Below are 26,487 nucleotides of genomic sequence, written 5' to 3'. Positions count from 1 at the left end.
TTTTTATTATAGGCAGTTGATGATTTTGTAAAAATAATAAAATTTTATAATGAATAATATTTATATTTCATTCAAAATTTTGTAAACCAAGTGAGTAGGAAGTCCCATGATGGTATAAAAACTTCCGTTCATTTTCCTGATTTTTGCCATTCCCAGCCACTCCTGGATGCCATAGCTACCCGCTTTGTCGAAAGGTTTGTAATTTTGAATGTAATACTCTATTTCATCATCTGTAATTTCATCAAATTCCACATCTGCCACGTCGGTTTCTGTATAAGTTTTATCAATGGTTTTAATACAGATTCCCGTATACACCTGATGAGTCTTCCCGGAAAGCGTGCGGAGCATTTGTCTTGCTTCGTTTTCATCTTTCGGTTTTCCAAGGATTTGTCCTTCTGCTGCAACCACAGTATCAGCCGTCAGCAAAACTTCATCAGTTGTTAATTCTCTAAATGCTTCTGCTTTTAATTCAGACAGATATGCTGCGGCCTCTCCTATTTTGATATCTCCAGGAAGAATTTCCTCACAGTCTATTTTCACAACTTCAAACTCAAAACCTAAGCTTGTCAGCAGTTCTTTTCTTCTCGGTGACTGGGATGCTAAAAGTAATTTCATGCGTTGAATTTATACAGATTGGGTATTATCATCGTGCCAGTTCCCCTGAACTTTCATCACCTGCTCGATCACGTCTCTTACTGCACCGCTTCCTCCTTTTTTGGCCGAAATATAATTGGAAATTCCTTTTACCTCCGGAACAGCATTTTCGGGGCATGCAGCGATCGCAGAGCTTTCCATAATGTGAATATCCGGTAGATCATCTCCCATGGTCAGAATCTCTTCGTTTTTAAGGTTATACTTCTTTTTAAAATCTTCAAAATCAGACATTTTATTGTGTGACTTTGGATAATAATCGTCTATTCCAAGATAATTGATCCTGTGTTTTACCATATCATCGTTTCCACCGGTAATAACACCAATTAAATATTTGTTTTTTAACGCTTTAACTACTGCATATCCATCCAGGACATTCATTACCCTGCACATATTTCCACCGGGCATCAGATAAACGCTTCCATCCGTAAAAACGCCATCTACATCAAATACAAATGCCTTAATATCTTTTAATTTCTCTTTATAACTCATACATTTTTTGAATAGAATGATTCATTGTCTTGTAAATCTCAAGACTTTCGTCTTTTAATAACTGCTCATGTAATTCCAGAACTCTCACATCATTTCTTACTGCGGGTCCTGTTTGTGCTTCCATAGGTTCTATTTCATGAATTTTCTTCACCGTTTCATCAATAAGCGGTAAAAAATAATTAAACGGAATTTCTTGCGAATCAGAAACTTCTTTGGCTCTTGCGAAAAGGTGATTCACAAAATTACAGGCAAAAACGGCTGTAAGATGAATGTATTTTCTCTTTTCGTGACTGCTTTCCATTACGTTATCAGAAATTTGGGAAGCGAGGTCAAAAAGAATCTGTTTGTCCTCTTCATTTTCTGTTTCAATAAAAAACGGGATTTTTTTGTAATCCAGTTCTTTAGATTTTGAAAAAGTCTGCAAAGGATAAAAGCTTGATTTTCTGTACTCTCCTGCCAGTATTTCTTTAGACAGAGATCCTGAAGTATGGGCAACCAAACAGTCTTTTTTAGTGATTATTCCAGAAACATTTTCTACAGAATTATCACTTACACAGATGATGTAAAGATCTGCATCTTCCAGATGCTCCGTAGAATAGGGAACATGCAGTTCTTCAGAAATTTTCTTCAGTTCTTCGCCGTTCCTTCCAAAAAGCTGTGCTAATGGAATGTTCTTCAGACTAAAAGCTTTTGCCATATGGTAGGCCACATTTCCGGAACCTATAATTACAGTTTGCATCTAACAAATATAAGATTTTAACGGAAGATGGAAACAGAAGGGTAGAAGTTTATCAGGAATTTGCCTAGAGCCCGCTGCTTAAAGCTTACGGCGTAAGTATCTCATATTATTTAAAATATTTGGACTGAAAATTGAATAAGTAATTTAACTTTCGGCTATTTTTGTAATCCAAAACAGTGAAAGCATCTTATGAAGATTAAGGACGCGGAAATTATTTCGTTGATGCAGAATCCACGGACCCAGGAAAAAGGTGTCCGTGCCTTGATGGATGCTTATCAAAGCAGATTGTACTGGCACATCAGAAGGATTATTGTAGATGGTGACCTTGCTCAGGATACGCTGCAGGAGACTTTTATTAAAGCCTATCAGAATTTTCACCAGTTCAAAAATGATAGCCAGCTGTATACCTGGCTTTACAGGATCGCTACCAACGAAGCACTACAGCAGGTCAATAAGATGAAGAAAATGCAGAAAACGGATGAAGATCCGGAGTACTATATGCAAAATCTGGTGGCCGACAATACAGAAGGAGATGCAGAAGAAATTCAACTGATTCTCCAGAACGCCATACAAAGCCTACCCGAAAAGCAGAAACTGGTATTTATGATGCGGTATTATGATGATTTGCCTTACGAAGAGATATCAAAAATTGTGGATATGTCTGTAGGGACTTTAAAGACCAATTATCATTATGCCAAACAGAAAATAGAAGAGTATATTAAAGAAAATTACGAGAGATAATTTTTTGACCCAACAAAGATGAAAGAGTTCGACATAGAAAAACTAGAACGCAAGAATATTTACAAAGTTCCCGATGATTTATTTGAAAACATCCAGAACAGTGTAATGAACGAAGTGAAAGCGAATAAAAAAGCACCAGTCTTCAAACTGAACTGGATGTATGCCGCTGCGGCATCACTTGCTTTGATATTCGGGGCTACCTATGTTTTTAATTCTGACAACGATCCGGCTAAAGATGGAGCGAATTCAAAAACATATGCTGTCAATGAAAAACAGCCTAAAACAGAAAGCGAACGCGCTTATGAAACGCTGGAAGCTGATTTAACTTCTGTTGAAAATAACAATCAAACAGTTAGTAACCAGGGAAGTAAAACTGTTTCGTATACTCCTAAAACAGGAGCAGACAATGTAACTGCAAAGCAACCTGCAAAAGCTGGAACTAAAAAAGAAGAAACTAAAATGAATGAATATCTGGATTCGTTTTCTAATTCCGAAATTTCAGAATTGGCAAGCAACTCAACCCAGGACGTTTATTTAGATTTATATAATTAAGAAAGATGAAAAAGATATTATTTACGCTTTTTATTATGTATGGTTTTGGTCTGAATGCACAAAATGCCCAGATTACAGATTATGACTGGAAAAAGATGGATCCTAAACAAAGAAAGGAGGTAATAAACAATCTTTCTCCGGAAGAAAGAAAAGAACTTCTCAAGAGGTTTAGAAATAATATGGTGCTGGAAAATCTCGAAATTGATGCCAGTGATAAAACTGAATTTACACAGCTGTATAATGAGTATCTTGAGAATCAGAAACAGATAAAAGGACAGTTTAATCCTAATTTCAATCCGGAAACTTTATCTGATGATGAAGCGAAGGCTAAACTTCAGCAAAGTTTTGATGTAGGACAGAAGTTGTTGGATAACAGAAAGAAATATGCTGATAAAATGCAGCAGGTAATTCCTTGCCAAAAAGTATTAAAACTATTCCAGTCTGAGGGAATGATGAGAGATAAAATGAATGAAAGAAAACCTCACAGCGGGCATGACAATACGGCAAGGGCCAAACAAAACCCATAATAGTTTATTTTTTTAATGTTGGACGGCTCTCACGAATTTTTCTTGTGAGAGCCGTTTAGTGTTTACGAATGACTATTTTTGCGCAAAAAAAATTATACAATGAGAAAACTGATGCAGCTGGCATTTATTTTTGTGACTATTGTTGCTTTTGCGCAGACAAAAGAAGTCATAAAATTCAGAGGGAACATTTTGAATTATACTGAAAATCCTTATTCAATTTTCAAAGTAATCGATCAGAGAGAGGATAAGCAAATTGGCATACTGCCTTTTGGCGACCAAAAGGAAATGAAGGAAGTTGTTTTTCCTACAACACCAGATGCTGATTTTAGTGCCTGGTATTTAAAAAGTAATCAACCCGGTAAATTAACTGATTTTGTTTTGGTTTTAAAAAAACTGAAGCTTTCAACAGGAGATTCGAATGGTAAAAAGACAGAAGGGAAGATGGACTTTTCTGCCCAGACTTTTGCTAAAACCGGTGATAAATACCAATTCCTGTATAAAAAAGATACCGTATTTACTTTTTATGATAAGGAGGTTTCGGAACTGATGGTGAAAAATATTCCCGCCATTTTTTCTGTATTCATCAAAAAATCATATTCATTGAATCCTACAGGAAATTTAGTTTCATTAAATGATCTGGCAGATTACACTAGTCTTGTAAAAACCAATTATCCCGCTTTAAAAGAAGCACCATTAAAAGATGGAATCTATCTGGATTATATTTCTTTCTTCAACCAAACTCCTGAACAAGGAGATTATGTTCTTGAGATTAATAACAAAGGGGATGTTACAAAAGCCGTAAAAGAAGAAAACGGAAAAAAAACGAAGATTTCTGCTTACAAAATGTTTGCTTATGTAGAAAAAGGAAAAGCTCGTAAAAGTACATTCTCAGGCTTTCTTGATCTTGATAAGGACGAAAATGGCTTTTATCTTTTAGCCAATCGCGGCCACCTTTTTCCTGTACAATCTAACAGCTCCTACGGAATGTTTGGCCTTATTGGAGGAATTGCAGGAGCTATTGAGCAGGGAGCAAGACAGAAGAAAATGAAGAGTGGAGGTTCGGGGAAAGTGTATATTGATCCATTGACCGGAGAATACGATTTCTCAGAGGAATAACATAGCTGCTCTTACAAATTTTTTGTGGAGTCGTTTAATTTTTAAACTAATTCATAGTTTTACGAACGAATTTTAAAAAAAACAAATGAAAAAAACATTTTTCTTTCTATTATTTTCTAGTTTTATTTTTGCTCAAAAAGACCAATTTATAGAGCTCAGAAATAGCATAAAAGATAAAAATCATTTTGCCAAATCTCTTACTTTGCTAGACAGGAGGGAAGATAAAAACATAGGAATAGTTTCTCACAGAAAAGATCCTTTCGAGGTAAAATTTGAAAAAGATGATTTGGAAAAATTATTTTCTGATTGGTTTTTAGAAGATAATAAGGTACAGGGAAATATTCAATATTTTCTTGTGCTGGAAAATTTAAAGGTTAATGATATACCTACTGAAAGATCAGCTATGGGACATCTGGAGATGAAAATGTCTACTTTTTTAAAAAGAAATGATAAATATTATTTTTTGAAAAAACGCACAATTTCAAAAGATTATCAACAGAAAGATCATGCGTATATTACGAGGGCTATATCGGCTAAAATATCATCAGAATTAGCCGATATTATCAAAGATTCATACACTGAAACCGGGCTCAATGTTCCTATTTTTGAAACTGATCTTACAAATTATGAAAAAATAATACCCGAAAAGTTATCAGTTTATAGTTCTGAAACTTTTACAGACGGTGTTTATAAAGATTATAAATCATTTGCCGAACAAAAACCAGCTAAAGAATTTGCAGTAAAGAAGAATAAAGATGGTGTAATTAAAGGAGTGAAAAGAGTAGATGGTTACGATAATCTTGGCAAAGATGTTTATGCAATAATTGATAACGGAATTGCTTACAAGAAAACACCTGTAAGTATTATCGAAATTGAAAAAGATAATGACGGAATTTTTATAATGGCATCTCAGGAAGAAATTTTTCCGCAGTATAGTAGTACACCGATTATTGTAGGGGCAGGTGCAGCAGGTGCTATTGGAGGTTTGATTGTAGCTATAATAGACGTTGCAGCTACAAGAATCCGCAAACAGAATGCTTCGTATTACAGAATAGGAATTGATAAGCTTACTGGGGAATATATTTTACCCAAAAATTTCGTTAAACCTAAATAAGGCAGATAAAAAATAGGAATAGTAATTCTGCAACCCTTTCTGTCGGCTGCAAACTTAGCCCCAATCGCAGCATTTGTCTGAGTTCATTTTCGGGTTTTGGCGGCGGCTTTGCCGCCGCCAAAACCCGAAAATGAACAGTACGGAGAACAGGAAAAGTTCCTGAAAACTAAATCATTTTAAGCATATTTTAAATTAATTTCACACCATAAAATAAGAATGAGGAATTGTCTCGCTTTTTTTTATCTTTGCAAATTACAACGTTCTTAAATGAAAAACATACGAAATTTTTGCATAATCGCTCATATTGACCACGGTAAAAGTACTCTGGCAGACCGTCTTTTGGAGTATACCAACACAGTTACTCAGAGAGAACTGCAGTCTCAGACCCTGGATGATATGGATTTGGAGAAAGAACGTGGGATTACCATTAAGTCTCACGCAATCCAGATGGATTATGAATATAAAGGAGAAAAATATATCTTAAACCTAATCGATACACCGGGACACGTAGACTTTTCTTATGAAGTTTCCCGTTCTATCGCCGCCTGTGAAGGAGCTCTTCTTATTGTAGATGCTGCACAGAGTATCCAGGCACAGACCATCAGTAACCTTTATTTAGCATTAGAAAACGATTTGGAAATTATTCCAATTCTTAATAAAATAGATCTTCCCTCTGCAAACCCTGAAGAAGTGACCGACGAAATTATGGGACTTTTAGGGTGCAAATATGAAGATGTCCTTAGAGTTTCCGGAAAAACAGGGGAGGGAGTTCATGATTTGCTTGAGCAGATCGTGAATAGAATTCCACCTCCGGTTGGAGATCCTGATGCCCCATTACAGGCCTTGATCTTTGACTCTGTTTATAATCCATTCAGAGGAATTGAAGCTTATTTTAAAGTCGTAAACGGAAGTATTTCTAAAAACGAAAAAATTAAATTTTTCGCTACAGGAAAAGAATATGGAGCTGATGAAGTAGGAACTTTGAAACTAAAGCAGGTTCCTAAAAAAACAATCCAGTGTGGTGACGTAGGGTATATTATTTCCGGGATTAAAGATGCCAGAGAAGTAAAAGTAGGAGATACCATCACTTCTTTTGTAAATCCTGCTACCGCTGCAATCGATGGTTTTGAAGAAGTAAAGCCAATGGTTTTTGCCGGAATTTATCCTATAGAATCAGAAGACTTTGAAGAACTGAGATTCTCACTTGAAAAATTAAGATTGAATGATGCTTCCCTGGTTTTCGAGCCAGAAAGTTCAGCCGCTTTAGGTTTCGGTTTCCGTTGCGGATTCTTAGGAATGCTTCACATGGAAATCGTTCAGGAACGTCTTGACAGAGAGTTTAATATGGACGTTATTACTACGGTACCCAACGTTTCATACCACGGTTACTCTAAAAAAGACCCTGAGACGACCATTTTAATTAACAACCCGTCAGAAATGATGGACCCTTCCATTCTTGATAGAGTAGAAGAACCTTTTATTAAAGCTTCTATCATTACGAAATCAGACTTTGTAGGTTCTGTGATGACGCTGTGTATTGAAAAAAGAGGTGAAATTCTAAACCAAAGTTATTTAACGGCGGACAGAGTAGAACTGACATTCAATATGCCTCTGGCAGAAGTTGTTTTTGACTTCTATGACCGTCTTAAATCCATCTCTAAAGGATATGCATCATTCGATTATACACCCATCGGAATGCGTGCTTCCAAATTGGTGAAAATGGACATCCTGATTAATGGAGATATGGTAGATGCCCTTTCTTCCTTGATTCACGACAGTAATGCTTATCACATTGGTAAAAAGATGTGTGAAAAACTTCGTGAACTGATTCCTAGACAGCAGTTTGACATTGCCGTTCAGGCCGCTTTGGGAGCGAAAGTGATCGCAAGAGAAACCATCAAAGCTTTAAGAAAAGACGTTACCGCAAAATGTTACGGTGGAGATATCTCCAGAAAACGTAAACTTCTTGAAAAGCAGAAAGAAGGTAAAAAGAAAATGAAACAGATCGGAAGGGTAGAAGTCCCTCAGTCTGCGTTCATGGCAGTATTAAAACTAAACGATTAATATAAAAAGACCGGTAAGAAATTACCGGTCTTTTATTTTTTAGAAAGTTCGCTGCTTCTCCGTCAGATTGGCCTGGATCACCAATGCACCGAGGCCGAGAATTACTTCAGCGATGCCTAATGTTCTTATAAGATTGATCCCGCATACGAGACATTCAGGTTCCGGGAAAGGCTTTTTCCCCACAACAATGATCAATACTCCTCCTATGATAATAATGACCACGATAAAGGCTCTTAATAATGTTTTCATGATGGTATAAATTTTTATTTTCTATACCAAAGTTGAGCATATCTGTCAGTAAATCTATAAGGAAAATCACTGTTTCGTAGGAGAGGTTTCTCCGGTTTTTATTTTTTTCTCGTGAATTTTATTTCCATGGACTTATATTCATTTCCTGCTTTGGAATCAGGACCGTACATTTCCATAGTGTGATTATTGTCATCGGTAAATACATACACTTCTCTGAAATCGCATTCTTTTCCGGGCCTTGCAGGATCGGCCATTTTTCCTTTAAATTCAAGGGATTTTTTTGATGCATTCCATTCACCCTCTGCATGCATAATGCCTGTTCCCATATTATCTATCCAGGTGCTTACAAACTTTTTCTTAGCATTGTCGTAGCCCATGAGGCTCATGCCCTCAAAAGGCATTCCCATAAAGCTTCCTTTGTAATTGCTTTGCTGATAGCGTCCTCCAAAAATCATTTTATTGGTACATTCAGCTTGGCTGGTAATAGGTTTTCCACCGGCTTCCATCCACATGGTTGATGTTCCTGTCCAGTTTCCGTCATATTTTGCCAGCATTTTGTGCAGGTCTCCGGGTGTGGCGTATTCCATCCATGCTTTCATGGCAACCGCAGAATCTACAGGTTTCCATTCCGTAGAGTCAGTTTTAGATAAGCTTTTTTCTGTGGAAGGCTTTCCTTTCTCACAAGCGGCCAAAAGAAAAGCAATTGAAAATAATAACAATAGATTTTTCATAATTAGTTAATTTTAAGTAGGTTAATGAATAATAAAGTTAATCAATTTTATTATTCGGGTAATTGTTTTTTTGATGTCATATATAAAACGTACCTTTGTGTATTCATAACGCAAATTAATTATGCAGGCTATAAAAGTTGCAGTAGATGCCGTCATTTTCGGATACTTTGATAAACAGGATCTTCAACTCCTTCTAATCAAAAGAAAGATCGAACCTTTCAAAGGAGGCTGGGCTCTGCCCGGAGGTCTTGTCTTGGATGATGAAAACCTGGATGATGCAGTCAAAAGAGAACTGCACGAAGAAGCAGGCATAAAGCCCGATTTTTTGGAGCAACTTTATACTTTTGGAAACGTAGGCCGTGATCCAAGGAACAGAGTGGTTTCTGTGGCTTATTTGGGCCTTGTGAACCCTTCTTACCACGAACTCTTTGCAGACTCAGATGCGGAAGATGCACAATGGTTCAGTGTGAATAAACTTCCAACCCTTGCTTTTGATCATAAAGGCATCATTGATATTGCGTTACAAAGACTTCGTACGAAAATTCAGTACCAGCCGATCGGCTTCAATCTTCTCAATGAAGAATTTCCCTTTTCAGACCTTGAAAACCTTTACAGAACTATTGTCGGGCGCGAAATAGACCGTAGAAACTTTCGTAAAAAGATTATGAGCTACGGATTGCTTAATGAAACCAACAATGTCAAAAAAGAAGGGAGCGGAAGACCCGGAAAACTTTTTACATTCAATCAGGAGAAGTATGAAGAACTTGAAAAAGAAGGATTCTATTTCGAGATCAAATAACTTCCTCTTCAATACAGATCCCTGTATAAATTTACAATCATAAATCTCTTATTTTCCTATGTAAATCAACTAAACTAATATTTTAGTTTAATGTATGTTTGTGCTATTTGTGAAAACATTAGTGTCATTCGTGTTCAAATTGGATTTGGAATATTTAATTTTTTATATTGACAATCAATAAGTTAAATAGTTAGCGTTGAAATAACGCAAATATATTTTGGCTGTATAATGAGATTGTTTTACATTTGTGTAAGAATAACACAATTGCCAAACACAAAATAATATTATGGAAAAAACAGAACTGCACCCACAGATATTTCTCATTGAAGATTTCCTGACTGCTGAGGCCTGTGATGAATATATTGCCATGGCTGAAGGAAAAGTATTTGAAGAAGCTCAGATCAATGTACATGGACGCCAAATGATGAGTAAAGGCATCAGGAATAACGACAGGCTGATGGTTTTTGATCATGATTTAGCAGAAGATCTTTTCAGAAAAGCAGAACAATTTCTCCCTCAGGAACACGAAAATGATAAGCTTCAGAATTTCAATGAAATGTTCAGAGTCTATAAATATACACCCGGACAGAGATTTAAAATGCACAGAGACGGAAGCTATATCCGCAACGAACATGAAAAAAGTTTCTACACTTTCATGATTTATCTGAATGATGACTTCGAAGGTGGGGAAACAGAATTTGAAAACCTATTTACAGTCGCTCCGAAAAAAGGATCAGCATTGGTTTTCTATCATCTGCTGAGACATGAAGGGAAAATCCTGGTCAGCGGTAAAAAGTATGTTTTAAGAACCGATGTAATGTATTCCAACAAGTAAAACTCTTTAAAAGAAGAAGCATTGCTATGTTCTTTTTATTTAGCGTAAAAACAACACAAAAAAGATAAAAATGGAAGACGACTTAAAGCCAAGATTCATCGAGTCATTACAGAGAAACAATGACCAGATCAGAGAAGACCGTGCGAGAACCATTGGAGCAGATTCCGAATTGATCTACAGGCGCAGGGTGGAAGACATTGAACTGAAAATAAAGAGACTGGAAAGAGAGCAGGAAGGCCTCATCGATATCAGTCCTTTAGACAGGAACAGCCTCACATTTGCAGACTTTCAGCCCGAGGCATTTGTTCAGAAAGATATAGAATATTCATTAACCCTCAGGAATTTAAATATTCAGTTAGAAATCGCAGTGAAGAGATTTGAGTATTTATTCGGTAAAACATTTTAAATTATGGGAAGTACAAGATACGATATGGACGCTCGTTTCGACAGAGCAAGAAAAGAAGGGTACGGATCTAAATCCGCAGGTGAAATTTTCACTCAGAATGCCAAAAGAATGGCTCATGAATCTATGAATCCCAAAGGTATTTCTTTCAGAGAATCCAGAGATTCTGCAGTACATCCGAATTCTGTTCCCATCATTTTAGGATTGGATGTAACGGGAAGTATGGGACACATTCCCCACGAACTCATCAAGGAAGGCTTGCCTAAATTAATGGGAGGAATTATCCAGGGCGGTGTTCCGGATCCTGCTCTTTTATTCTTAGGAATCGGAGATCATGAATGTGATGCTTACCCTTTACAGGTCGGGCAGTTTGAGTCAGGAGATGAGGAACTCGATATGTGGCTGACCCGTACTTATATTGAATCCGGCGGTGGCGGAAATGCCGGAGAAAGTTATCTTCTGGCGTGGTATTTTGCCGCTTTTCATACCAGAACGGATGCTTTTGAGAAGAGAAATCAAAAAGGACTTTTGTTTACCGTAGGGGATGAACCCTGCTTAAAAACACTTCCGGCATCAGCGATCAGCGAAATAATGGGAGCCGGTCAGCATACCTATACACACTTTGAACTCTTGGAAGAAGCTCGAAAAAGGTATGAAGTGTATCACATCAATGTTGTGCATTCAGACCAGGCCATGCGAGCAGATAGCGGCTGGAAAGAATTGTTAGGACAGAACTGTTTATCGATAGAGGATCACAGAGAAATTCCCAATGTAATTAAAGGAATTATTTGTGATACCTTTAAAAATAAAACGTTCATAGCGGGAGATAGAAACGAATTTGATAATATTCAAATGTTTTAAGTCATGAAAAAGGCACAAATAGTAATAGGCTTGGGTTTTGGGGACGAAGGAAAGGGAAACACCACAGATTTCCTGGCGCAGCAAAACCCGGATTCTGTTGTCATCAGATTTTCCGGAGGCCAGCAAGCTGCACATACCGTAATGATTGATGATAAAAAGCATATTCATTCCAGTTTTGCAAGCGGAGCACTTCGTGGATTACCTTCTTATTTTTCGGAACACTGCACGATTCATCCTGTGTTTTTACTAAATGAAAGGATGGAATTAATGGAAAAAAACGGAAACACGGAACTGCATATTCATCCACTGGCCAAAGTGACCACTCCGTTTGATGTCTGGCAGAACAGGACCAATGCAAAGAATCTGGAGCACGGAACCTGTGGAAAAGGAATTGGAGCGACCATGAAAAGACATGAAAGCCCATACAAACTATTTGCTGCCGATTTGATAGCACCAAGAGGAATGCTGATCGAAAAATTAAAAGGAATTGCTTATTACTATGGCTTTATGGACGAAGATCAGATACGGGAAGCATTGCATGGTTTTTTGAACGCGGTAGACGAGATCGATTGGAAAATAGATGATTATACCTATCTGAATTCCTTTGAAACTCTCATTTTTGAAGGAAGCCAGGGAATCCTGCTGGATATGGATCATGGAGTATTTCCCAATGTAACCTATGCTCATACCACTTCAAAAAATGCTTACGAGATCTGTCAAATTTTGAAAATAGAGGAAATTGAAATGTATTATGTGACGAGAAGTTACTCAACACGTCACGGAAGCGGATGGATGAGCAATGAAAAGGAATTGGTGCTGAAAAATAATGAAGAGGAAACCTGTGTCTTTAATGATTATCAGAAAGAACTTCGCTTTGGAGAGCTGGATGATGACTTACTGAACTATGCCCTTCTTTTGGATGGAGCCTATGTGACCGCAACCAAAAAGAATCTTGTCATTACGTGTCTGGATCAAACCGATGAGCAATTTAAAACAGAAAATTTAAAAGTAAAATTTGACCAGATGTACGGATCCTATTCTCCATATTCAAAAGACTTTAAACAAATTTTGTAAACCAAATAATGGCTTTATATTTAGTGACAGAACCGAGCCGGATCAATTAAAAATGATGAGAAAAATAAACTATTTAAAAGGAGACGCCACAAATCCTCAAACAAAAGGAAATAAGATCATTACCCATATCTGTAACGACATTGGAGGTTGGGGAAGAGGTTTTGTGATGGCGATTTCTAAAAGATGGAAACTGCCTGAAGCACAATACAGGGAATGGTTTAAAAGTGGAGAAAGGTTCAGTCTCGGAGAGATTCAGATCATAAAAGTTGAAAAAGAGATCTGGGTTTGTAATATGATCGGTCAGCATAAGACAATAACAAGTTCAAAAGGAATTTCGCCAATAAGATATGAAGCCGTAGAAAAATGTCTTGAGAATTTAGCTCTTGAAGCTTTAAAACTCAAGGCAGAAGTCCATATGCCGAGAATTGGATGTGGCCTGGCAGGAGGGAAATGGGAAGAAATTGAACCTATCATTGTAAAAACAATGCTCAGACATGATGTTTCGGTATATGTTTATGACTTTGAATAACAGAAAAATAAATTTAAAAGAGTGGTTTTTGCAATTTTAACCAAGAAAAAGGAATTGCTGGAAATGTTCGAAGAAATATAATGAAACTTAAATTAAAAAAATATAAAGAACAACTACAGGATTGGCCTCAAGAAGGGTATCATCTCATGGCCCAATACGATGATGATAAAATTATTGTGTATCAATCTTATAGAAAAGAAATTGGAGAGTTTGCGATTAAAAATCAATATTTTGGAGGTGAATTCAGTCTGGACAGAATGACCTGGATCAAGCCTAATTTTCTTTGGATGATGTACCGAAACGGATGGGGAATAAAAGAAGGACAGGAATATGTTCTGGCCATTCATTTGAAAATGTCTGCTTTCAAAAAATATATAGAGAATGCAGTTTATTCTTCCTACAATGATAGTTTGGGGATTTCCCGGGAAGCATGGCAGGCTGAGGTAAAAGCATCTTCTGTGAGACTGCAATGGGATCCGGATCATGATCCTTTTGGAAACAAGTTGGAGAGAAGAGCAATACAAATTGGGCTGCGAAATAAATTCACCCGTTCTTTTGCTCATGAAGAAGTCCTCTTAATTGAAAATATTTCAGATTTTGTGAAGGAACAACGCCAGTTTGTTTTACATGATGATTTGGATAATCTGATCATTCCTGAGGAAAAACCATTGCTATTCAACGATGAAAGTTTAAATAAAAAGTTAAGATTAAATCAGAACTAATTTGCCATGAACATTGAACTGATAAAAGGAGACATCACGAAGACCCAGGCAGACGCTCTCGTCAACGCAGCCAATTCATCACTACTTGGCGGAGGTGGAGTAGACGGAGCTATTCATCGTGCAGGTGGAAAGCAGATTCTCGAAGAATGCATCCAGATCAGAAACAGGCAGGGAAAATGCAATACCGGGGAAGCTGTGGTAACTTCAGCAGGAAACCTTCCGGCAAAGTATGTCATTCATACCGTAGGACCTGTTTGGAATGGAAAAGAAGATAAAAGTTCAAAACTTCTGGAAGCGTGTTATAAAAATTCTTTGCAACTGGCAGAAAGTTTGGGTGTCAAAACCATAGCTTTTCCAAATATCAGTACGGGAATTTATAAGTTTCCAAAAGAACTGGCCGGAAAAATTGCGGTAGAAACAGTAAAGAATTTTCAGTCAGAGAACATTGATAAAGTTATTTTTGTCTGCTTTGATGATGACAATGAAGAGATTTACAAAAAATTATTAGATTAAAAAAATGAAAAAACTAGCCATATTAAGCGGTGCAGGAATCAGTGCCGAAAGTGGAATAAAAACATTCAGAGACGGAGATGGGCTCTGGGAAAATCATAATATAACAGACGTAGCAAGTCCGGAAGGATGGCGAAAAGACAGAGAATTGGTGCTGGAATTTTACAACCAGAGAAGAAGACAGCTTCATGAAGTTCATCCTAATGAAGCCCATCGATTAGTCGCAGAACTGGAAAAGTATTTTGACGTTCAGATCATTACCCAAAATATAGATGACCTGCATGAAAGAGCCGGGTCAACGAATATTCTTCATATTCATGGGGAGCTCTTCAAGTCTTGTTCTTGTAACAATAAAAACCTGATATACGAGGAAAAAGGAGACATCAAGATCGGAGACAAAGCGGAAGATGGGGCTCAATTGAGACCATTTATCGTATGGTTTGGAGAAGATGTTCCTTTGTATAAGACTGCCCAGGAAAAGGTGAAAGAAGCGGATATTTTGGTGGTCATCGGAACCTCTCTGCAGGTATACCCTGCAGCAGGACTGATTCATGAAATTAAAGACGACTGTCTGTTGGTAGTAATCAACCCTAATGAAACAGGTTTCGGATACGGACAAAGAGCGGTAGTCATGAAAGAATCTGCAACCAGAGGAATGAAATTGCTGTTTGATAAATTGGTTAATCTAGCCTGATGGAAAATGTAGTAAAAGCCGGAATTTTTGGAGTGTGCATCGGTGATGCGCTGGGAGTTCCGGTGGAGTTCAGAAGCAGAGAGCAATTAAAACGCTCACCTGTTACAAAAATGAGAGCTTTAGGAACCCATCATCAGCCTGCTGGAACATGGAGTGATGACGGTTCATTAACTTTGTGTCTTGCGGACAGCCTTTGCAAAGGATATGATCTGGAAGATATGGCCCTCAATTTTTTGAAATGGTATAATGCAGAAATCTGGACACCTCATGGAAGGGTTTTTGACATTGGTATTGCAACCTCGCAAGCCATTCATAGAATTGGCAAAGGTATTTCCCCTACTTTATGTGGTGGAAATTCAGAGTTAGATAATGGAAACGGGTCTTTAATGAGGATCATCCCCTTATTATTTTACATCAAAGATTTCCCTATTAAAAAGCGGTTTGATATTACAAAAGAGGTTTCCTCTATCACACACGGTCATATCCGTTCTGCTTTAGCTTGTTTTATTTATTTGGAATTGGCTTTAGAAATTCTGAATGGAAAAGAAAAATGGGAAGCGTACAGAATAATGCAGGAAAAAGTTAGAAATTTTTTGGACCATAATCCTGTTTGTTCCCAAAATGAAATGGATAAATTCCACCGGATTTTAGAACTAAAAGTAGGAGAGTATGATTTGGTTCCACTGTATACTTTGCAGGAAGAGGAAATAAGTTCTTCCGGCTATGTCCTCCACAGTCTAGAAGCCTCACTTTGGTGTTTTCTTAACTCTGGAACGTATGCAGAAGCAGTATTAAAAGCTGTGAATTTAGGAGAAGATACAGACACCACAGGAGCCATTACCGGAGGAATTGCAGGTATTTACTACGGATTTGAAAATATTCCGGAAGAATGGGTCTCCGAATTAGTGAGGAAAGAAGATATTGAGGCTTTATGCGAAAAGCTTCAGAAAAAAATAATGAAATAAAACACACAAACCATGAACGAAATAGAAAACAAAAGAATAAGCAAATTTCTAAGCCTTATTCTTAGACATCAACCCGAAACCATTCAGCTGAAGCTGGATGAAAACGGTTGGGCAGAAGTAAGTGAACTCATTACGAAATCTGCAAAAGGAAGAATGCACTTCAGCTTTGAAGACCTAGAGGAAGTGGTAGAAACCAATAATAAAAAGCGTTTCGCTTTTAATGAAGATAAAACCAAAATCAGAGCCAGCCAGGGACATTCCATTGATATAGATCTGGCCCTGAAAACAATACAGCCACCTGATTTCCTGTATCACGGAACAGCAGAAACCAATATTGCTTCTATTCTTGGAAAAGGAATTGAAAAAAGAAGCCGGCAGCATGTTCATTTAAGCGCAGATAAAGAAACAGCCACGAAAGTAGGAATGCGCCACGGAAAACCGGTTATTCTGACCATCAGAACGAAGGAAATGCATGAAGACGGAATTGCTTTTTATCTTTCGGCCAACGATGTTTGGCTGACGGATTTTGTGGATGCAAAATATATTTCAAAATAAGATGGGCAGAACATTGGTAATCGGTGACATTCATGGAGGTTTTAAAGCTTTACAACAGGTTTTTCAAAGAGCGGAAGTCGGAGAAAAGGATACCCTTATTTTTCTCGGGGATTATGTAGATGGCTGGAGTGAATCTTCTCAGGTCATCCAGTTTTTGATGGAACTTTCCCAAAAGCAGGAATGTATTTTTATCAAAGGAAACCATGATGCCTGGTGCGAAGACTGGTTGTCCTTTGGAGACGGACCGGAGGTATGGCTTTTTAATGGCGGAAAGAGTACAGTGGAAAGTTACAATGACTATTCATTGGAAGATCTGGACCTTCACCTTGAATTCTTTCAAAGGATGAAAAACTATCATGTAGACGATAAAAACCGCCTGTTTATCCATGCGGGATATTCCTCTATGCATGGCCCAGAAAAAGAAGTCTATTCCAGCAATTACCGTTGGGACAGAACCCTTTGGGAAACTGCCGTCGCGATGGATAAGAAATTAGAAAAAAATTCAGTGCTTTACCCAAAAAGGCTGCTTTTATACCATGAAATATTTATCGGGCATACACCGACACTGGATATAGGAATTAAACATCCGATCAACAAAGCCAACGTCTGGAATATGGATACAGGAGCAGCTTTTACAGGTTCTTTGTCAATAATGGATATCGACACCAAGGAATTCTGGCAGAGCGATCCGCTTCCCTCTTTATATCCGGATGAAAAAGGGAGAAATAACGATATTGCAGGAAAGTAAACCCTATGAAAGGACATCCCAAATTTTCAACATCCACAACCTTATAGGTTTTTAAAACCTATAAGGTTTCTATTAATTATAGAGCCCCGACTATTAATTTTTTTATCTCCCGCAGATCACACAGATCTTTATCTAAACATCGAATTTCCAAACAAAAACCTCTGGTTTTCTTGCGCCTTAAAACAGCATTAACATCAAAAAACTTTACGCTCTCGCTTTGGTCCAAGATTATTAAATAATGTTACAATTTTCCCGTTTTCTCTTCCGCACCCAAATCATATTAAGTAATTTTGAAGTTCAAAAACTGCTTCAATGAAACTGAAATACCTCTTAATTTTCCTGACCACATCGTTGTTTTTATGTCAAAATTCATTTCAAACCCCTTTTGAAAAAGGAAATAAAAACCAAACGGTTACTTATGATGAAATGAATGCTTATTATCAGGATCTGGCTAAAAGCTTTAAAACCATTCAGTATCTTAAAAAAGGAGAAGATGACAACGGAAAAGCCATTTATGTGGTCATGTACAATCCTTTTCCCGAAAAAGATCCGGAAAAACTGAGAAAAGATAAAGCGATTCTCTTTGTCAACAACGGAATTCACCCGGGAGAACCGGACGGAATTGATGCTACCATGATGCTCATGCGTGATCTGGCAACCGGGAAAATAAAGACTCCTCAGAACTTCGTCATTGCAGCGATTTCTGCGTATAATGTGAGCGGAATGCTGAACAGAGGTTCTTTCTCCAGAGCCAATCAAAACGGGCCCGAACAATATGGCTTCAGGGGAAACGCCAGAAACTACGACCTGAACAGGGATTTTATTAAAGCAGATTCAAAGAATGCCAGAAGTTTTCAGGAAATTTATCAGTGGCTACAACCTGATGTTTTTATTGACAATCATGTAAGTAATGGCGCTGATTATCAATACACGTTTACCTATATTTCTACCTTTAAAGAGCGCCTTGGAAATTCATTGGGAACTTATTTCTACAATGACTATCAGGCTAAAAACCTTGAAGCTATGAAGAAGCTGGGCTATGAAAGTACACCTTACGTCAACATTCACGGTGATATTCCGGACGAAGGATTTGCTACTTTTGAAGACTCCCCGAGATATTCTACAGGGTATACGTCTTTATTTAACTCGTTGGGAACTGTCCCGGAAACGCATATGCTGAAACCTTATGACAAAAGAGTAGATGCTACCTACCAATATATGCTGGTCAATCTGCAGAATTTGGATAAAGACTATAAAAAAATCAAACAGCTGCGTCTTGACAATTTAAAGCAATACAAATCCGGAATGCAGTATGGAATCCGCTGGAAGATAGATTCCACAAAATTTTCTACCATGGATTTCAAAGGCTACGAAGGAAGTTATAAACCGAGTGATATTTCCGGAAAACCAAGGCTGTATTACGATAGAAATAAACCTTTTACAAAGAAAATTAAACTGTTTATGACAGCGGTTCCTACAGGATATATCACGATTCCTAAATATTATGTGATTCCTCAATCCCAGTACCGTGTAATCGAAGAACTCAAAAGGAACAAGATCCGTATGACAACGCTTAAGAAGGACAGTACAGCATCGGTGGAGTCTTATAAGATCAAAGATTTTAAGACCGTTAAAAAACCTTATGAGGGACATTATCTTCACTATGAAACTGCAGTGGAAACAACGAAAAAGAATCTCAGTTTCTCTGCTGGTGATTATTTAATTTCAACAGATCAGCCTGGAGTGAAGTACATTATTGAAACCCTTGAACCTGAGGCTTTAGACTCATTTTTTAACTGGAATTTATTTGACGGCATTTTAGCCCAGAAAGAACATTATTCCGCTTATATTTTTGAAGATACTGCTTCAGAACTTTTGAAGACCAATACAAAATTAAAAGAAGCTTTTGAAGCCAAAAAAGCATCCGATAAAAAGTTTGCTGATGATGGAACAGCCCAGCTCGACTGGATTTACAGAAACTCTCCGTACTTCGAAGAAAAAACATTCAGAGAGTATCCAATTTATAGAATCTTATAAATTTTTAAATTTGATTTAAATAATTGATAGTCAGGAATTAATTTTTAGGATTTTCACCTATACACAAAGGGTGTTTTTCCTGATAGATGTTGACCATACTCTGCCGAAATTTGCTTTATAAAACCAATAAAAACTATAGTTATGGCCACTAAAAAGCATTTTTTCGTTTCGTTGGAAGGGGTAGATCTTTCAGACGAACAGTTGAAAAACATCGACAGAGGAATTCAGAGCGTAGTGCTTTCTGAACTTTCAAAGATTGACAATACCCAGGCTTTTGGAGCCCACAGAGACTTCAAAGGACTTTTAAGACCTATGAAAATTAAAGACTGGTTTCCGTGGGGAATCATCATTTTCAAACCGGGAATTGATATTCAGAGCCAGGTAAAAGACATTCAGTCTCAAATAAAAAGCTATGGAGGCTAATTCTAATTCTTCAAAAAAGAGGTGTCCCAGTTATCTAGGAAAAGTTGGGGCACAGCTTTTTGGAGTAGTCGGCAAAGACGGAAAGGTACAGTTTATCACGCCTCTTACCGTTACAGAAGATTTTCTGAGTCTGAATAAAGACCAAAACAGCCTGGAGCAGAGATTTCGTTTTACAGGAAAATGTGTAGAAAGAGGCTGTGCCCAGTGGAATGCTGAAGAATCTAAATGTTCTTTATCTCAGAAGGTTCAGAATTTAGAAACCCACAAAGAAACCGAGCTGTTCTATTGCCCGATCCGGTCACAGTGCAGATGGTTTTCTCAGGATGGAAAAGAAGCCTGTTTTTCGTGCAATGAGGTCACGAGAAATATGGAGGAACTTCTGGTCAGTGCTCAACCGTAAAAAAAGACGCTTCACATTGAAACGTCTTTTTGTTTTATTTTGGTAATCCTCTTTTTAAGGCCATTTCTGCGGTCTTCATCGCTGCTTTTTCTTTCCATTCCATATAGGTGTTTTTAAAATTGGACTTCATAATATCGTCAAACTTACGCTGTACAGTAAGATTCCATATAGAATGAGCCTTTACTGCCCAGGATTTGTCCCATGCTCTCAAAGAGATAGAGAAACTTCCGTCCAGATATTTCATCCAGTGCCACCATCCGGTAGGCATGAAAAGCGTATCGCCGTGTTCAAGGAAACATTCAATGCCTTCTACACCATTTAAAGCCGGGTATTTTTCGAAATCAGGATTGTCGATGTCATAGTCTTCCAGAGCATACGTTGCATAGGGAAGTCTATACAGTCTTTCTTTCCACTTGTGTTCAAATAACTTTACATGCTTTCTTCCGTTGAAGTGCGTATGGAAGATATGCGCCATATCAATATCAAAGTGAAGAAAGGTTACAGAGCTCTTCCCTCCGAAAAACATAGATGGGTATTTATCTAGGAAACCGCCCATGAGTTCTTTAGGGGCAATAAAATCGTCCATTAATTTATTGGCATGTTTTATCGGGTCAAAAAAGAAAATTCTCAGATCGGTAGGCTCTCTTTGGATAAGGTCTATATAATCTGCGAACTTCATTTTGGTAGTAGGCGTATTGATGGGAGCTGCAGGATCAGCTTTTTTGGAATCATAAAGAGGAACTTCCACATCACCTACCACTTCCTTTACATACTCCATGGTCCACTTCTGGTAAGCAGGCCATTTTCTTGCCATATTTTTTATGACAACGGGCACTCTTGGCTTTAGATATTTTTCCATGAACTCTTCCTGAGTGATATCATCTACAACATCTATAGGCTTTAAAATAATTCCCATTCTATAAATTTTATGTTACAAAATTATTAAATAAATATATATGAATCAGTGTTTAAGTTTTTTTTAATCTATGATTCAAATCATTTTTAACTATTTAGAATAAATAAGAATATAAAAAATGATCGTTTCATGATAAGTCTTTGACATTTCCTTACTATAAGACAATATTTTCACTAAAAATGCTAAACCCGGATAAAAGAAACGATTGAGTCATGGGTTAAATTTAACAAATAGATTTTAAAGATTTTGCATACCAAACGAATTTTAAAAATAAAATTCACAGATTTCTTTTTAAAGCGTAATTACCCTGATTTTTAAGCCTATAACTTTATATAACCATATTAATTTTTAAAAATTTCCATCATAACAATGGCGACATGAAAAATATAACTATTTTTGTAGTGATAAATCATTTAACCTTTAGCTATAAAATACATCTTTATAAAAAGTGTAACAAAAAACACAAGCGACAAACTAATTAGGCAAATAATAAATTATGAAAGGAAAGATTTCTTTATTTCTGCTGCTTTTTTTTACAGTGCTCACTTTTGCACAGAAAACAGTGTCAGGGACAATTACCGATGAAGACGGATCCGCTATCCCAAGCGCCAGCGTTACCATAGAAGAACCTGGCAAGGATGCTATTTTAGCATACGGGATTACCAATTCAAAAGGAGAATACAAAGTAACATTCACTTCTCCGGAGGCTAATGTAGACATGAAAGTGAAGGCCTTCAACCAAAAATCTCAGACCAGACAGATTAGTAACAGCGATCAGAACATCAGTTTCAAGATGCAGTCTGAAGCTACAGAAATAAAAGAAGTACAGCTTAAAACAAAGATGATCACTGCAAGAGGAGACACCATTGCTTATGATCTTAAAGCCTTTGACAGTAAAAGCGACAGAACCCTGGCCGATGTGATGAGAAAAATTCCGGGTATCGAAGTCAATAAAGACGGAAGCATTCTTTACCAGGGAAATGCCATCAATAAATTTTATGTTAACGGGAAAGACCTGATGGAAGGAGGCTATGGAACGATCAACAACTCGCTTCCTAAAGATGCCGTACAGAAAGTAGAAGTTCTTGAGAACCACCAGCCGGTAAAAATTCTTCAGGATAAAGTGCCTTCTGACCAGGCAGCCATCAATATCAAACTGAAAAACTCCGTTACCATGACCGGGAGAGGAGAAGTGGGAACCGGCTTTGGTGATCCATGGCTTTGGAATGTTAAACTGACACCGATGTTTTTTGGGCAGAAAAGCCAGTGGGTGGTTAACTACAAAACCAATAATATGGGGGAGCAGGTGGAAAATGAAGGAAATATCCTTGCTTTCGGAAGCGGATGGGAAGGCAGAAGGATCAATGCGGCCCAGAACGACTGGCTGAATGTAGAAAATTCAGATGCACCCAATTTACCGGTAAAAAGGTATTTAATGAACAGCGTGCATTATCTGTCTGCCAATTATTTGACCAATATCGATAAAAAGAAAGAATGGGAGCTTAAAGCGAATGCAAATTATACCAATAATACAGTAGAACGAGAAGATATTGTAGAAACTGTTTATAGCCCAAGAGATAATAAACCTGGCTCAACCATAACAACAAGCACCAAGAATAAGTTTTTCACCGATAAACTGAAGGGGGAGCTTATCTTTACTAAAAATGCAAAGAAAGGATTCTTTAAAAATACCACAAGTTTCAGCCAGTTCTGGAATGCAGACCGTGCTGTTGCCACAAGGGTAGGAAGAGTTGGAAATGAGGCTGTACAGTCACCTACATCTTCCTTCCAGAACTCTCTAAGTACAATCATCCCATGGAAAGAGAAAATGGTGAATTTCAAATCATATATTAGTTACCAGGATGATAGTCAGACTCTTGAAGTAGCACCAGCGAATTATCTTCAGATTTTATATAAAAATCCTGTAGTGGATTCTGCTACGGCTATCAATTTTGCTCCCGGGACATCGGCATTGCAGAGCTTCAGACTTAAAACTTTAGATACTTCGCATTCTGCCAATATCAGTTTCAGTACAAAAGGATGGACATTTACCCCGCAGGTGGGAGTTGATTTTTCATCTAAAAAACTGAATACAGATTTTACAGGGACAGCAATTCCTAATCCTTTGATCACAAATGATGTGGCGCCAAGTTTTGACGGGCCGGGATATGAAAACGACCTGAAATTTACAGAATTTGCTCCTACAGGATCTGTGGGGATTAATTATAAATCAGAAGCATGGAGTTTATTTGCAAACATTCCGGTTAATTTTAACAGCATCAAAGCTGAGGATGATCTTAGAAACGTTCATAAATCACTGAACAAAACTACATTTACTCCAAACGCCTTTTTACAGTATTCATTTGCCTCTTTCTGGAAAGCAAGTGTGAACGGAAATATAAGCAATAACTTCGGAGATGTGAAGTCTGCTTATGCTGGATATATGCTTCTTAGCCCGGGCGGATTTAATGTAATGGATCCCAATAACCCGATCCCTCAGACTGTTTCAAAGAGCGGAGGAACAAGAATAGAGTATAGAAATCCATTGAATAATTTATTCTTTAATGTGAATTACTCTTTAAGCGACAGCAAAAAGAACCTTCTTGCCTCTCCAATCCTTGATATCAACACAGGATTTACATTGATACAGTACAGAGAACAGGATAACCATGCAAAAAGCAACCGATTTGGCGTAGAAGTAGGTAAATACTTCCCTAAATTTAAAACAAATGTATCTGTAAGCTATAGCAATACACTTTCAAAGGCAGATGCTTTCTTAGACAATATTCAGTATTTGAGTAAAAACAATACACAGTCTTATGGATTTAAATTGAACAACACTTATTTCAGCTGGATGAGCTTAGATTATAACCTTAGTCTTTCCAGAAACAAACAGGATAATGAAGGATTAAGTGAGAGAGGAGGAAGCCTTGGGATCAACAAAGGGTTTAATCACAATTTAGGAGCATTTTTCTATCCGATTGAAAACCATACCATAGGATTCAATTGGGATCAGGTCAATACAAGTGATGGGCAGAATAAATACAACAATGCATTTTATGATGTCTCTTACCAGTTTACTTGGTCTAAAAAGAAAATTGACTTTGAACTTAAATGGATGAATATTGCGAACAGAAGGGTTTTTGAAACCTATAACATCAATCAGGCAACAAACAGTGTAGCGTACACAAGAGTACAGCTCCGCCCAAGCCAGGTCATGTTTACCGTCAAATTCAATTTCAAATAGAAATAACAAGAAAAACCAATCTCGCAGAGATTGGTTTTTTGTTTAAGATATATTCTGTTTTTTCTAGAAACCTTGGTTGTCTGCAGAGGGGCCATAGCTTCCCGGAAGAGGAATATCATTCAGTCTGTAATAAACGCCCAGCTGTGCCCTGTGATGGGTAATCTGGTTCAGAGAGTGGCGGATGGAGCCGTATTTCGTCCATTTTGCAACTTCATGCCCATTGTTTTTTAATGCCCAGGTATCGTTGAGGTTTTCTTCCTTAGCATTTTCAAGAGCGTCTTTGGCTGATTTAAAATTGTCATCCAGTGTATTGAGGAGGTCTTCTTTTGTAGACAGATGTTTAGGTTGAAAGCCTCCTGTGGCAAAATCCAGTTCTGAAGTTTTCATCATGGTGTCCGGCCATCCGAAAATTTCCGAAATATGAGTGGCAAGAGGCATCAGTTTCATGCTTTTCTCATGGGGAGCATAGTCATTTTTACCTTCAGGATAAGCTTCAAAGAACTTTCTCGTCGTCTGGTATTCGGTTTCAAACTCGTCTTTAAATTGTGATAAAGTGTCCATAATATTTTGTTTTTTAGGTACTTAAAGATAAAGCTTTTGAAGCAAAAAATGTTTTAACGAAATCATAATTTTATATCACGACTTAGAAATAGCCAATATTTTGAATAAGACTAAAAAATGAGCAGGAATAAATTTGGTCTGGCAAGATATTGTTATTCAATATTTTACAATAGACAAAATAAAGTTTTGAAAAAAAACTGTAACATATTTCAACAATTGGTAACTAATTAGTAAACATTATTACAATGAAAAAGCTATTCTCTGTATTCTTTATTGCGCTCTTTGCCTTTGCTTCGGCACAGGATTCCAAAGAATCAAAAGAAACAGCCAACCGTTTCTTTTATGAGCTGACTTTTAAGCCTAAAAAAGATTCAACCAAACTGGATAAAGTAGTTGCTATCTTAGATATTACAGGCAAGAAATCTATCTACCAAGATTATACAATTCCTGCTCAGGATTCGATTATTAAAATCGCAGTTGAAGAGATGGAAAAAACAAAAAGTTGGAAAGATGTAACAAAACTTATTAGAATGCCTAAGTTTTCTTATAAAATTGTTAAAACTTATCCGGAAATGAAGGAGCAATATATAGATAGAGTAAGTATGAATCTATTTGGATATGATGATGATGTTAAATTTAATTGGAACATTTTACAGGAAAAAGAAAAAGTAGGAGAATACAATACACAAAAGGCAACTACGGAATTTGGAGGAAGAAAATGGACCGCTTGGTTCAGTACGGATATCCCTTTTCAGGATGGGCCATACAAGTTTTACGGCCTTCCAGGGTTGATTGTTAAAATTGAAGACTCAGAGAAAAACTATTCTTGGAAATTAAGCGGAAATAAAAAGATATTAAATTACGAGGAAATGTCATATTCAGACAAAATTAATGCAAAATACGGAGTTCCTCAAACCCTGACACCAACTACAAAAGAAAAGTTTGAAAAGGCCTATGCCAGTTTTAAACAAGATCCAATGGCTGAGTTCCGTCAGAAAATAACACCGGAAATGATGAGTATGAAAATGCCGGGATCAGATCTTACAATAGGAGAGTTCGCAAAAAAACAGGAAAAACAGGCAAAAGACTTCTTTAACGCGAACGACAATCCAATAGAAATTTCTTCTCAAACTCAGGAGAAAAAGAAAAAATAAACATTCATATCAACTAAATTATATTTTTGAATCAACCCAGGTACAGCAATGTATTTGGGTTGATTTCTTTCATACCTG

At 37.2% G+C, this 26,487-nt stretch carries 30 protein-coding genes; 23 read left to right on the top strand and 7 right to left on the bottom strand.

What is annotated here, in order from left to right; genetic code table 11:
- Positions 1-60: 60 nt before the first annotated feature.
- Genes HHL23_RS03565 through HHL23_RS03555 form a run of 3 tightly spaced genes read right to left on the bottom strand, consistent with a single transcriptional unit; the run spans position 61 to position 1,882 of the window.
- Positions 61-615 (bottom strand): Maf family protein, encoded by a 555-nt coding sequence (locus HHL23_RS03565; RefSeq protein ID WP_169233442.1) that lies wholly within the window; start codon positions 613-615, stop codon positions 61-63.
- 9 nt (positions 616-624) lie between these two features.
- On the bottom strand, positions 625-1,143 hold the full coding sequence (locus tag HHL23_RS03560) for a KdsC family phosphatase (RefSeq protein ID WP_169233441.1): 519 nt from the start codon (positions 1,141-1,143) through the stop codon (positions 625-627).
- Positions 1,133-1,882, bottom strand: a complete 750-nt coding sequence (locus HHL23_RS03555) for a Rossmann-like and DUF2520 domain-containing protein (protein WP_169233440.1) — start codon at positions 1,880-1,882, stop codon at positions 1,133-1,135. Before HHL23_RS03555 ends, HHL23_RS03560 begins: the two co-directional genes overlap by 11 nt.
- Before the next feature lie 189 nt (positions 1,883-2,071).
- Here HHL23_RS03555 and HHL23_RS03550 point away from each other — a divergent pair, with 189 nt between their 5' ends.
- The 6 genes from HHL23_RS03550 to lepA all read left to right on the top strand — a co-directional run bounded on the left by HHL23_RS03550 (position 2,072) and on the right by lepA (position 7,996).
- The gene (locus HHL23_RS03550) at positions 2,072-2,623 is read left to right on the top strand and encodes an RNA polymerase sigma factor (protein ID WP_169233439.1); all 552 of its coding nucleotides are present in this window, start codon (positions 2,072-2,074) and stop codon (positions 2,621-2,623) included.
- A gap of 18 nt (positions 2,624-2,641) precedes the next feature.
- The gene (locus HHL23_RS03545; RefSeq protein ID WP_169233438.1) at positions 2,642-3,175 is read left to right on the top strand and encodes a hypothetical protein; all 534 of its coding nucleotides are present in this window, start codon (positions 2,642-2,644) and stop codon (positions 3,173-3,175) included.
- A 5-nt stretch (positions 3,176-3,180) separates the two neighbouring features.
- Complete coding sequence (locus tag HHL23_RS03540) at positions 3,181-3,702, top strand: hypothetical protein (RefSeq protein WP_169233437.1); 522 nt, start codon at positions 3,181-3,183, stop codon at positions 3,700-3,702.
- Positions 3,703-3,801: 99 nt separating this feature from the next.
- A complete protein-coding gene (locus HHL23_RS03535; RefSeq protein WP_169233436.1) occupies positions 3,802-4,818 on the top strand; it encodes a hypothetical protein in 1,017 nt (338 codons plus the stop codon).
- Between the two features lie 85 nt (positions 4,819-4,903).
- Complete coding sequence (locus HHL23_RS03530) at positions 4,904-5,932, top strand: hypothetical protein (RefSeq protein ID WP_169233435.1); 1,029 nt, start codon at positions 4,904-4,906, stop codon at positions 5,930-5,932.
- Between the two features lie 267 nt (positions 5,933-6,199).
- Positions 6,200-7,996, top strand: a complete 1,797-nt coding sequence (gene lepA / locus HHL23_RS03525; RefSeq protein ID WP_169233434.1) for a translation elongation factor 4 — start codon at positions 6,200-6,202, stop codon at positions 7,994-7,996.
- Positions 7,997-8,035: 39 nt separating this feature from the next.
- Here the strand turns inward: lepA and HHL23_RS03520 are convergent, their stop codons facing one another.
- Both HHL23_RS03520 and HHL23_RS03515 read right to left on the bottom strand, forming a co-directional pair.
- Positions 8,036-8,245 carry a hypothetical protein gene (locus tag HHL23_RS03520; protein WP_034724485.1) on the bottom strand — a complete coding sequence of 70 codons (210 nt, stop codon included), beginning with the start codon at positions 8,243-8,245 and terminating at the stop codon, positions 8,036-8,038.
- Between the two features lie 98 nt (positions 8,246-8,343).
- Positions 8,344-8,976 (bottom strand): DUF1579 domain-containing protein, encoded by a 633-nt coding sequence (locus tag HHL23_RS03515; protein ID WP_169233433.1) that lies wholly within the window; start codon positions 8,974-8,976, stop codon positions 8,344-8,346.
- Positions 8,977-9,097: 121 nt separating this feature from the next.
- On the opposite strand from HHL23_RS03515, the gene HHL23_RS03510 reads away from it, so the two are divergent.
- The 15 genes from HHL23_RS03510 to HHL23_RS03440 all read left to right on the top strand — a co-directional run bounded on the left by HHL23_RS03510 (position 9,098) and on the right by HHL23_RS03440 (position 20,531).
- A complete protein-coding gene (locus tag HHL23_RS03510; RefSeq protein ID WP_169233432.1) occupies positions 9,098-9,775 on the top strand; it encodes an NUDIX hydrolase in 678 nt (225 codons plus the stop codon).
- 286 nt (positions 9,776-10,061) lie between these two features.
- Positions 10,062-10,610 carry a prolyl hydroxylase family protein gene (locus HHL23_RS03505; RefSeq protein ID WP_169233431.1) on the top strand — a complete coding sequence of 183 codons (549 nt, stop codon included), beginning with the start codon at positions 10,062-10,064 and terminating at the stop codon, positions 10,608-10,610.
- Between the two features lie 70 nt (positions 10,611-10,680).
- Positions 10,681-11,016 (top strand): hypothetical protein, encoded by a 336-nt coding sequence (locus tag HHL23_RS03500; RefSeq protein ID WP_169233430.1) that lies wholly within the window; start codon positions 10,681-10,683, stop codon positions 11,014-11,016.
- Positions 11,017-11,019: 3 nt separating this feature from the next.
- A complete protein-coding gene (locus HHL23_RS03495) occupies positions 11,020-11,874 on the top strand; it encodes a hypothetical protein (protein ID WP_169233429.1) in 855 nt (284 codons plus the stop codon).
- Between the two features lie 3 nt (positions 11,875-11,877).
- Positions 11,878-12,948, top strand: coding sequence for an adenylosuccinate synthetase (locus HHL23_RS03490; protein WP_169233428.1), 1,071 nt, complete (start codon positions 11,878-11,880; stop codon positions 12,946-12,948).
- Positions 12,949-13,003: 55 nt separating this feature from the next.
- Positions 13,004-13,477, top strand: a complete 474-nt coding sequence (locus HHL23_RS03485; RefSeq protein WP_169233522.1) for a macro domain-containing protein — start codon at positions 13,004-13,006, stop codon at positions 13,475-13,477.
- An 80-nt stretch (positions 13,478-13,557) separates the two neighbouring features.
- Positions 13,558-14,199: a DUF4291 domain-containing protein gene (locus tag HHL23_RS03480; RefSeq protein ID WP_169233427.1), complete on the top strand. Its 642-nt coding sequence runs from the start codon at positions 13,558-13,560 to the stop codon at positions 14,197-14,199.
- Positions 14,200-14,205: 6 nt separating this feature from the next.
- A complete protein-coding gene (locus HHL23_RS03475; RefSeq protein ID WP_169233426.1) occupies positions 14,206-14,712 on the top strand; it encodes an O-acetyl-ADP-ribose deacetylase in 507 nt (168 codons plus the stop codon).
- A 4-nt stretch (positions 14,713-14,716) separates the two neighbouring features.
- Entirely contained in the window at positions 14,717-15,403 is a 687-nt protein-coding gene (locus tag HHL23_RS03470; RefSeq protein WP_169233425.1) for an SIR2 family NAD-dependent protein deacylase, read from the top strand.
- On the top strand, positions 15,403-16,368 hold the full coding sequence (locus HHL23_RS03465) for an ADP-ribosylglycohydrolase family protein (protein WP_169233424.1): 966 nt from the start codon (positions 15,403-15,405) through the stop codon (positions 16,366-16,368). Before HHL23_RS03470 ends, HHL23_RS03465 begins: the two co-directional genes overlap by 1 nt.
- Positions 16,369-16,380: 12 nt before the next feature.
- Entirely contained in the window at positions 16,381-16,923 is a 543-nt protein-coding gene (locus HHL23_RS03460) for an RNA 2'-phosphotransferase (RefSeq protein ID WP_169233423.1), read from the top strand.
- Position 16,924: 1 nt separating this feature from the next.
- Positions 16,925-17,671 (top strand): metallophosphoesterase family protein, encoded by a 747-nt coding sequence (locus tag HHL23_RS03455; protein ID WP_169233422.1) that lies wholly within the window; start codon positions 16,925-16,927, stop codon positions 17,669-17,671.
- A 312-nt stretch (positions 17,672-17,983) separates the two neighbouring features.
- Positions 17,984-19,708 carry a M14 family metallopeptidase gene (locus tag HHL23_RS03450; protein ID WP_169233421.1) on the top strand — a complete coding sequence of 575 codons (1,725 nt, stop codon included), beginning with the start codon at positions 17,984-17,986 and terminating at the stop codon, positions 19,706-19,708.
- Positions 19,709-19,849: 141 nt separating this feature from the next.
- Complete coding sequence (locus tag HHL23_RS03445; RefSeq protein ID WP_169233420.1) at positions 19,850-20,131, top strand: hypothetical protein; 282 nt, start codon at positions 19,850-19,852, stop codon at positions 20,129-20,131.
- Positions 20,121-20,531, top strand: a complete 411-nt coding sequence (locus tag HHL23_RS03440; RefSeq protein ID WP_169233419.1) for a hypothetical protein — start codon at positions 20,121-20,123, stop codon at positions 20,529-20,531. The genes HHL23_RS03445 and HHL23_RS03440 overlap by 11 nt, the downstream gene beginning before the upstream one ends.
- 34 nt (positions 20,532-20,565) lie before the next feature.
- On the opposite strand, the gene HHL23_RS03435 is transcribed toward HHL23_RS03440, so the two are convergent.
- Positions 20,566-21,447 (bottom strand): cupin-like domain-containing protein, encoded by an 882-nt coding sequence (locus HHL23_RS03435; protein ID WP_169233418.1) that lies wholly within the window; start codon positions 21,445-21,447, stop codon positions 20,566-20,568.
- 496 nt (positions 21,448-21,943) lie between these two features.
- Here HHL23_RS03435 and HHL23_RS03430 point away from each other — a divergent pair, with 496 nt between their 5' ends.
- Complete coding sequence (locus HHL23_RS03430) at positions 21,944-24,694, top strand: carboxypeptidase-like regulatory domain-containing protein (RefSeq protein ID WP_169233417.1); 2,751 nt, start codon at positions 21,944-21,946, stop codon at positions 24,692-24,694.
- Between the two features lie 63 nt (positions 24,695-24,757).
- On the opposite strand, the gene HHL23_RS03425 is transcribed toward HHL23_RS03430, so the two are convergent.
- Positions 24,758-25,255, bottom strand: a complete 498-nt coding sequence (locus HHL23_RS03425; protein ID WP_169233416.1) for a DinB family protein — start codon at positions 25,253-25,255, stop codon at positions 24,758-24,760.
- Between the two features lie 245 nt (positions 25,256-25,500).
- Between HHL23_RS03425 and HHL23_RS03420 the strand changes: the two genes are divergently transcribed.
- The gene (locus tag HHL23_RS03420) at positions 25,501-26,409 is read left to right on the top strand and encodes a GLPGLI family protein (RefSeq protein WP_169233415.1); all 909 of its coding nucleotides are present in this window, start codon (positions 25,501-25,503) and stop codon (positions 26,407-26,409) included.
- The last annotated feature ends 78 nt before the right edge of the window (positions 26,410-26,487 follow it).

Source organism: Chryseobacterium antibioticum (genome assembly GCF_012927325.1).
GTDB lineage: Bacteria > Bacteroidota > Bacteroidia > Flavobacteriales > Weeksellaceae > Chryseobacterium > Chryseobacterium antibioticum.
The sequence above is the reverse complement of the archived record's forward strand: the minus strand, read 5'-3'. Positions and strand labels throughout refer to the sequence as shown.